This window comes from Streptomyces chiangmaiensis (assembly GCF_036281785.1).
GTDB classification, from domain to species: domain Bacteria; phylum Actinomycetota; class Actinomycetes; order Streptomycetales; family Streptomycetaceae; genus Streptomyces; species Streptomyces chiangmaiensis.
Genome location: NZ_JAYWVC010000282.1, coordinates 1 through 8,495 on the forward strand (window position 1 = coordinate 1; position 8,495 = coordinate 8,495).

General features: G+C 69.7%; 7 protein-coding genes. 4 read left to right on the forward strand and 3 right to left on the reverse strand.

Going from position 1 to position 8,495, the window contains the following annotated elements; all coding sequences use genetic code 11:
- Positions 1-74 precede the first annotated feature (74 nt).
- Positions 75-503, reverse strand: coding sequence for a Rieske (2Fe-2S) protein (locus VXC91_RS39890; protein WP_329512249.1), 429 nt, complete (start codon positions 501-503; stop codon positions 75-77).
- A 192-nt stretch (positions 504-695) separates the two neighbouring features.
- On the opposite strand from VXC91_RS39890, the gene VXC91_RS39895 reads away from it, so the two are divergent.
- A complete protein-coding gene (locus tag VXC91_RS39895; protein WP_329512250.1) occupies positions 696-1,748 on the forward strand; it encodes a LacI family DNA-binding transcriptional regulator in 1,053 nt (350 codons plus the stop codon).
- Positions 1,745-2,656: a carbohydrate kinase family protein gene (locus VXC91_RS39900; RefSeq protein ID WP_329512251.1), complete on the forward strand. Its 912-nt coding sequence runs from the start codon at positions 1,745-1,747 to the stop codon at positions 2,654-2,656. Before VXC91_RS39895 ends, VXC91_RS39900 begins: the two co-directional genes overlap by 4 nt.
- A 164-nt stretch (positions 2,657-2,820) precedes the next feature.
- On the opposite strand, the gene uvrA is transcribed toward VXC91_RS39900, so the two are convergent.
- Positions 2,821-5,856 (reverse strand): excinuclease ABC subunit UvrA, encoded by a 3,036-nt coding sequence (uvrA, locus tag VXC91_RS39905; protein ID WP_329512252.1) that lies wholly within the window; start codon positions 5,854-5,856, stop codon positions 2,821-2,823.
- 222 nt (positions 5,857-6,078) lie between these two features.
- On the opposite strand from uvrA, the gene VXC91_RS39910 reads away from it, so the two are divergent.
- On the forward strand, positions 6,079-6,780 hold the full coding sequence (locus VXC91_RS39910) for a maleylpyruvate isomerase family mycothiol-dependent enzyme (RefSeq protein WP_329512253.1): 702 nt from the start codon (positions 6,079-6,081) through the stop codon (positions 6,778-6,780).
- 22 nt (positions 6,781-6,802) lie between these two features.
- Complete coding sequence (locus VXC91_RS39915; RefSeq protein ID WP_329512254.1) at positions 6,803-7,459, forward strand: MBL fold metallo-hydrolase; 657 nt, start codon at positions 6,803-6,805, stop codon at positions 7,457-7,459.
- 380 nt (positions 7,460-7,839) lie between these two features.
- Here VXC91_RS39915 and aroQ read toward each other — a convergent pair whose 3' ends face one another.
- Positions 7,840-8,313, reverse strand: coding sequence for a type II 3-dehydroquinate dehydratase (aroQ, locus tag VXC91_RS39920; RefSeq protein ID WP_329512255.1), 474 nt, complete (start codon positions 8,311-8,313; stop codon positions 7,840-7,842).
- Positions 8,314-8,495: the final 182 nt, after the last annotated feature.

Below are 8,495 nucleotides of genomic sequence, written 5' to 3' on the forward strand. Positions count from 1 at the left end.
CGGAGGCGATTCCTCACCGGCGTAAACGCCGGTCATCCTCGACAGACGCGAGTTGAACGGCCTCCCCTGAGCCGTCAGGCCGCCGGGCCCGCCACGATTCCGCCGTTCTTCACCTCGACGGACAGCTCGTGCAGCGGCTCGGTGGCCGGGGCCTGCACCACCTTGCCGGTGACGGCGTCGAACTGGCTGCCGTGGCAGGGACAGACGAGCGTCGTGCCGGACAGCTTGTTGATGGCGCAACCGGCGTGCGTGCAGATCGTGCTGTACGCCTTCAAGGAGCCGTCCGCGGCACGGCTCACCACGACGTTGTCGTCCCGGTACAGCTTCGCGCCGCCCTTCGGGACCTCGTTCTCGGGTCCCAGTGCGACCGGCGCGGTCGGCGTGGCCGCCGTGCCACCGCCGTCACCGCCCGACGAGCAGGCCGCGAGACCGAGCCCGGCGACCGGGGTGAGCGCAGCCCCGCGAAGGACGGTACGACGGGTCGCTGCGGGACGGGCGGACATGAGGTCTCCACTGGTCAAAGCCGACGCCCACCGGGAGGCGGGCGGTGCCGACGATACCGGTGGCGGTCGTTCCGCCTCGGGCCGGGGCGGGGGCAGGCCATGCCGCACAGAGACGTAAACGCTTGCGCAAGCGTTTACGCCGCTCTCCGAATGGGATACCTTCCCGGCCAGACGGCCCGAGGAGGGGGACGCATGGCAACCATGGCCGATGTCGCACGGAGCGCGGGCGTGTCCGTCGCCACCGTCTCGCACGTGCTGAACGACACCCGGCCGGTACGGCCCCACACCCGCCAGGCGGTGCTCCACGCCGTCGACGAGCTGGGTTACACGCCGAACACGCTTGCCCGTTCCCTGGTGACGGCTCGCACCCGGTCCATCGGGCTCGCGGTGTCGGCGATCAGCAACCCGTACTTCACGGAGATCCTCCAGGGCGTCGAGGCAAGCGCTCTGGAGCGCGGCTACGGTCTGCTCATCGCCGATCCGCACGACGATCCGTTGCACGAACGCAACGCCGTCCGACTGCTGCACGAACGGCGCGTCGACGGTGTGATCGTCGCTCCCTCGGCGAACCCGGGCGAACTCCTCGCCCTTCTCGCGCGGCACCGGGTGCCGACCGTGTTCCTCGACCGGCTGGTCGACACGGTTCCCGCCGGCACACCCGCGCCACAGGCGTTCGACCAGATCTGCGCCGAGAACGTCGACCCCATGGCCCGTCTGGTCACCCATCTCGCCGAGCTGGGTCACCGCCGCATCGGCCTGGTCGCGGGACGTCCCGGGTTCAGCACGACCAACGAGCGGATCAGCGGCTACCGGCAGGGCCTCGCGGCCGCGGGGATGTCCTACGACGAGCGGCTGCTGGCCCGGGGCGACTCCGCGGCCGAGGGTGCCGAGCGGGCCACCGCCGCCCTGCTGTCGCTCGCGGCACCCCCCACTGCCCTGGTCACCGCCAACAACGCGATGACCATCGGAGCGCTGCGCACCCTGCGCGGCCGCGGACTGTCCGTGCCGGCCGACCTGGCCCTGTGCTGCTTCGACGACTTCGCGTGGGCCGATCTGTTCTCACCCCGGCTCACCGCGATCTCCCAGCCGAGCAGGCAGATCGGTGCCGAGGCCGTACGGCTGCTGCTGGAGCGGCTGGAGGACCTGGACCGTCCCTCGCGCACCGTTCGGCTGCCCAGTGTGTTCGTCCACCGCACCTCGTGCGGCTGCCCCGACGCCCCCTCCCAGAAGGGAACCGACTCGTGATCGTCGTTGCCGGAGAGGCCCTGATCGACCTGGTCCCGCAGGGGACGGGCGCGCTCGCGCCCCTGAAGCCGGGGCTGGGCGGCGGCCCCTACAACACCGCTGTCGCACTCGGCCGGCTCGGCTCCGCCACGGCATTCTGCTCCCGCACCTCGTACGACGCCTTCGGAGAGGCGTTGCTCGACGGGCTGCGCCGGGCCGATGTGGACGTCTCGGCCGTGCAGCGCGGCGCCGAGCCGACGACGCTGGCGGTCGCGACCATCGACGAGAACGGCTCGGCCGCGTACTCCTTCTACGTCGACGGCACCGCTGACCGGCTGTTCACGGCACCGGCACACCTCCCGCAGGGCACCCGGGCGGTGTCGTTCGGTACCTGCTCGCTGGTCCTCGAACCAGGGGCGAGCGCGTACGAGGAGCTGATGCGCAGCGCCGCCGCACAGGGTGTGTTCACGGCGCTCGACCCGAACATCAGGGCGGGGCTGATCCCCGACCCCGACGCCTACCGGGCCCGATTCAAGAGCTGGCTGCCTTCCGTGTCGTTGCTCAAGCTGTCCGTCGAGGACGCGGAGTGGCTGGGCGGTACCCCTCGTGAATGGCTGGCCTCCGGCCCCGCCGCCGTGGTCATCACCCGTGGCGGCGACGGGCTCACGGTCTTCACGCGTGACGGTGCGGAGCACTCCGTGACGGGTGTGCGGGTGGACGTCGTGGACACGATCGGCGCCGGCGACACGGTGAACGCGGCGCTGTTGCACGGCCTGGGAGCCCGCAACGCCCTCTCCCCGGCGGCCCTGGCCGCCCTGGACGCCGGGGGCTGGACCGACCTGCTGGGCTTCGCGGCCCGCGCCGCGGCCATCACCTGCTCGCGCGCCGGCGCCGAACCGCCGTACGCGTCCGAACTCGACGGCCCGTAGTCCGCTTTGAGCCGCTTGCCCGCCACCGCGATCCCGGCGCGCCCGCCCGTCCGGCCGCCGTCCCTGTACAGGGACAGGCGCGGCCGGTCGTCCGACGAGCGGTGCCCCGCGGGAAGTTCCCACGGGGCACCGTGTGTTCCGGGAGCCGGTCGTCCCCCCGTGTGTCAGGCCTTGCGCGCCCGGGTGGACTTCTTCGCGGGCGCCGCCTTCTTCGTGACGCCGGCCGCTTTCTTGGCCGCCGTGTTGTTGACGGTCTTCACCGTCTTGGACGTGGCCGTCCTCTTCGCCGTCGAGGCGGCGGCGACGGTCTTCGCGGCCGCCCTGCGCGGAGCCGTCACGAAGGGCGCGTCGCTGATGCGCTCGGCGCCGAGGATCTCGCGCAGGAACTTGCCCGTATGGCTGGTCGGGATCCCCGCGATCTCCTCGGGGGTGCCCTCGGCGACGACGAGACCGCCGCCCGCGCCGCCTTCGGGACCCATGTCGACGACCCAGTCGGCGGTCTTGATGACGTCGAGGTTGTGCTCGATGACGATGACCGTGTTGCCCTTGTCGACCAGGCCGCCGAGGACCTTGAGCAGCTTGCTGATGTCCTCGAAGTGCAGACCGGTGGTCGGCTCGTCCAGGACGTAGACCGTGCGTCCCGTGGACCGCTTCTGCAGCTCGCTGGCAAGCTTCACACGCTGCGCCTCACCACCGGACAGGGTGGTCGCCGACTGGCCGAGGCGGACGTAGCCGAGACCGACGTCGTTCAGCGTCTTCAGATGGCGGGAGATCGCCGGGACCGCCTCGAAGAAGTGCATGGCCTCCTCGATCGGCATGTTCAGGACCTCGGCGATGGACTTGCCCTTGTAATGGACCTCCAGGGTCTCCCGGTTGTAGCGGGCACCGTGGCAGACCTCGCACGGGACGTAGACGTCCGGGAGGAAGTTCATCTCGATCTTGATCGTGCCATCGCCCGCACAGTTCTCGCAGCGACCGCCCTTGACGTTGAAGGAGAAACGGCCGGGCTGGTAGCCCCGCACCTTCGCCTCGGTCGTCTCGGCGAACAGCTTGCGGATGTGGTCGAAGACGCCCGTGTACGTCGCCGGGTTCGACCGCGGGGTACGGCCGATGGGCGACTGGTCGACGTGCACGACCTTGTCGACGAGGTCGTCGCCGTCCACACGCGTGTGACGCCCGGGGACGTTGCGCGCACCGTTCAGTTCGCGGGCGAGGTGCGTGTAGAGGATGTCGTTGACCAGCGTCGACTTTCCGGAGCCGGACACGCCCGTGACGGCCGTGAACACGCCCAACGGGAAGGAGACGTCGATGTCCTGGAGGTTGTTCTCACGGGCGCCGTGCACCGTGAGCTGTCGGGACGGGTCGCGCGGGCGCCGGATGTCGGGCAACGGGATGGACTTCTTGCCCGACAGGTACTGACCGGTCTGCGACTCGTCGTTGGTGAGCAGCTCCTTCAAGGAGCCGCTGTGCACGACCTTGCCGCCGTGCTCCCCCGCACCGGGGCCGATGTCGACGACCCAGTCGGCGACCTTGATGGTGTCCTCGTCGTGCTCGACGACGATGAGCGTGTTGCCCATGTCGCGCAGCCGGACCAGGGTCTCGATCAGCCGGTGGTTGTCGCGCTGGTGCAGACCGATGGAGGGCTCGTCGAGCACATACAGGACACCGACGAGTCCGGAACCGATCTGGGTGGCCAGACGGATGCGCTGGGCCTCGCCACCGGAGAGCGTGCCGGCCGCGCGGTTCAGCGAGAGGTAGTCGAGGCCGACGTCGACCAGGAACCGCAGCCGCTCGTTGACCTCCTTCAGGACCCGCTCGGCGATCTTCTTGTCACGGGCGTCGAGCTTGAGCTCCCGCAGGAAGTCCGCGCAGTCGCTGATCGACATCGCGGAGATCTCGGCGATCGACTTGTCCATGATCGTGACCGCGAGGACCACGGGCTTGAGGCGGGTGCCCTGACAGGTCGGGCAGGGCACCTCGCGCATATAGCCCTCGAAGCGCTCCCGGCTGGCGTCGCTCTCGGCCTCGCTGTGGCGGCGCTTCACGAAGGGGACGGCGCCTTCGAAGGGCGTCGTGTACACGCGCTCGCGTCCGTAGCGGTTGCGGTAGCGGACCTCGATCTGGGTCTTGTGTCCGTAGAGCAGGGCCTTCTTGGCGCGCTGCGGCAGTCCCGCGAAGGGGATGTCCGTCCGGAATCCCAGGGCGTCCGCGAGGGCATCGATGAGGCGGCCGAAGTAGTCCTTGGTGTGCCCGTGCGACCAGGGGTGGATGGCGCCCTCGTCGAGGGTCTTCTCCTCGTCCGGGACGATCAGCTCGGGGTCGACCTCCATGCGGGTGCCGATGCCGGTGCACTCGGGGCAGGCGCCGAAGGGCGAGTTGAAGGAGAAGGAGCGGGGTTCCATCTCCTCGAAGGACAGGTCGTCGTACGGGCAGTACAGGTGCTCCGAGTACATGCGCTCGCGCTCGGGGTCGTCCTCGGGGAGGTCGACGAAGTCGAGCACGACCATGCCGCCCGAGAGGCCGAGCGCGGTCTCCACGGAGTCGGTGAGGCGACGCTTGGCGGACTCCTTCACCGTGAGGCGGTCGACGACCACCTCGATGGTGTGCTTCTCCTGCTTCTTCAGAGTGGGCGGGTTGGACAGCTGGATCGTCTCGCCGTCCACGCGCGCACGGCTGTAGCCCTTGGTCTGGAGGTCGGCGAAGAGGTCGACGAACTCCCCCTTGCGCTCCCGCACCAGTGGCGACAGCACCTGGAAGCGGCTCCCCTGCGGCAGTTCCAGGACCTTGTCGACGACGGCCTGCGGCGACTGGCGCGAGATCGGACGGCCGCACTCGGGGCAGTGCGGCTTGCCGATGCGCGCGAAGAGCAGGCGGAGGTAGTCGTAGACCTCGGTGATCGTGCCGACCGTCGAGCGCGGGTTGCGCGAGGTCGACTTCTGGTCGATGGAGACCGCCGGCGAGAGCCCTTCGATGAAGTCGACGTCCGGCTTGTCCATCTGCCCGAGGAACTGCCGGGCGTACGAGGACAGCGACTCCACGTAACGCCGCTGACCCTCGGCGAAGATCGTGTCGAAAGCCAGCGAGGACTTGCCCGACCCCGACAGGCCCGTGAAGACGATGAGCGAGTCGCGTGGCAGTTCGAGCGAGACATTCTTCAGGTTGTGCTCGCGCGCGCCACGGACGATGAGACGGTCGGCCACGCCGGTCCGCACCTTTCTTGAGAGAAGCGACAGGGGCCGGGCCCCCGTGCTTCTCAGACTAAGGGGAGCCACTGACAACGCCGGTCGGATTCCAGGGTTCATAACAATCCCCGGCCATCCAGCATGCCCGACGTCGCACTCGACCATATCGCACGCACATTCGATTAGCGGGTCCAGTCCGCATCCTTCACCCGAAGGAGTGGCAAGGCTAGGGTCGGCCTCATGATTGATCACGCGCGTGACCTGGCATCTGTACGTGACGCGACCGACCGGCTGCTGCGTGCAGCCGCCACACTGGACAACGCCGCCGTGGAGGCTCCGTCACGGCTGCCCGGCTGGAATCGCGGCCACGTCCTCGCCCATCTGTCCCGCAACGCGGACGCACTCGTGAACGTTCTGCAGGGACGTCCCATGTACGTCTCCGGCGAGGCCCGGGACGCCGACATCGAGCGGGACGCCCCGCGTTCCCTGGACGTCCAGCTCGACGACCTGCGGGCGAGCGGCGCCCGGTTCCAGGAGGCCGGGGCCGCCCCCGCGGACTGGTCGCGCACGGTCGAACTGCGCAACGGAGTCACCGACGCGGCGTCCCGGGTGCCGTTCCGGCGGTGGGTGGAGGTCGAACTGCACCACGTCGACCTCGGAATCGGGTACGAGCTGGAGGATCTGCCGACGGAGTTCGTGGAGCGGGAGATCGGCTTCCTCGCGGAGCGGTTCACGGACCATCCCGCGGTGCCCGCTATCGCGCTGAACGCCCTGGAGGACCCGAGCCTGCTCGCCTGGTCCACGGGCCGAAAGGACGACGGACCAGTCACCGTGACGGGCCCGGCCCCCGCGCTACTGGGCTGGCTCTCGGGACGCACCCGCGGCAAAGGGCTGACCATGGTGGGCGAAAGCGTGGCGCTGCCCGTACTGCCCCCGCTGTGACCTCGTCGGTAGGCTGACAGCCATGACGTACAGCGGAGCGGTGACGGTCGGTGGCCCGGCGGACGTGCACGAGCTGAAGGACCTGATGATCACCAAGATCGCGGTCGGCCCGATGGACAACAACGCGTATCTGCTGCGCTGCCGGGCCACCGACGAGCAGTTGCTGATCGACGCGGCCAACGACGCGCACACCCTGCTCGGCATGATCGGCGACGACGGCATCGCGTCCGTGGTCACCACGCACCGCCACGGCGACCACTGGCAGGCGCTCGCCGAGGTCGTGGCGGCCACCGGCGCGCGGACGTACGCGGGCCGGGACGACGCCGAAGGCATTCCCGTGCCGACGGACGTCACGGTCGGCGACGGCGACACGATCCGGGTGGGGCAGGTGGAACTCACCGCGCGCCATCTGGTGGGACACACTCCGGGTTCGATCGCCCTCGTCTACGACGACCCGCACGGACACCCGCACGTGTTCACCGGCGACTGCCTCTTCCCGGGCGGCGTGGGCAACACGCACAAGAATCCGAAGGCCTTCGCCAGCCTGATCCACGATGTCGAGACGAAGATCTTCGACGTGCTTCCGGACGAGACCTGGGTCTACCCCGGGCACGGCAACGACACCACGCTGGGCACCGAGCGTCCGCACCTGCCGGAATGGCACGAGCGGGGGTGGTGAGCGCAGGGTGGTGAGCATGGGGACCTCGCGCGCTGAACGCGCATCAACACCCCGCGCGAAGAGCAGATTCACGCGCCCCGTGTGAACCGTTCGCACATGCTGGTGCCTTGCGTGCGCTCCCCGGCCGTGTGGTCGCGCGGTCAACTGGAGGCAGCCCCGCACAGGATGACGGCTCCTGCGCGGTATGGGCCGCCGGTCCCGCTATCCCGCCCTCGACCGGCGGCCCGGGCATGTGCGCCGCCCGAGCGCAGTCGTCAAGCCGGGCACATGCCTGGCACGTACGCGCCGAGCGGGGCCTGAAGCGGACATGGGGCTGTCCACGCCGGCCCGTGGAGGGTGCTCGGCCCCGAGCCGGCGTCCCGGACGTCGTGGCCGACCCCTCAGACCGCCGACCGTGCCGCGCCCGCGAGCGTCGCCACCCGCTCCACCGCGAACGCGTATCCCTGCACCCCGCACCCCGCGATGACGCCGTCGGCGCGGAGCGAGACGTACGAGTGGTGACGGAACTGCTCGCGCTGGTGGATGTTGGAGATGTGCACCTCCACCACCGGCAGCCCGTCACAGGTGTTGAGCGCGTCGAGAATCGCGACGGAAGTGTGCGAGTACGCCGCGGGGTTGATCACGACACCGGCGTGGTTCAGCCGGGCCTCGTGGATCCACTCGACCAGTTCGCCCTCGTGGTTGGACTGCCGGAAATCCACCGTGCCCCCGTACGCCGCCGCCGTCTTCACGCACAGTGCCTCGACGTCCGCGAGCGTGTCGGAACCGTAGATCTCCGGCTGGCGCTGCCCGAGCAGATTCAGGTTGGGGCCGTTGAGGACCATGATCGGGGCGTTGGCGAGAGTGCGGGGCACGGTTCCTCCGGTCCGTTCGGGTCTGCCGGCCCATCAGGGACCGCTGTTCGGCCTTCGGTTTATCACGATGCGCCGGACGGGCGAGGACCGTACCCTCCGGCCGTCAGCAACCGATCTACCCGCCCAAGCCCGCGCCCGGCGACCGAATCGCCGTCGTCACCGCAATGACCACACCCGATGTG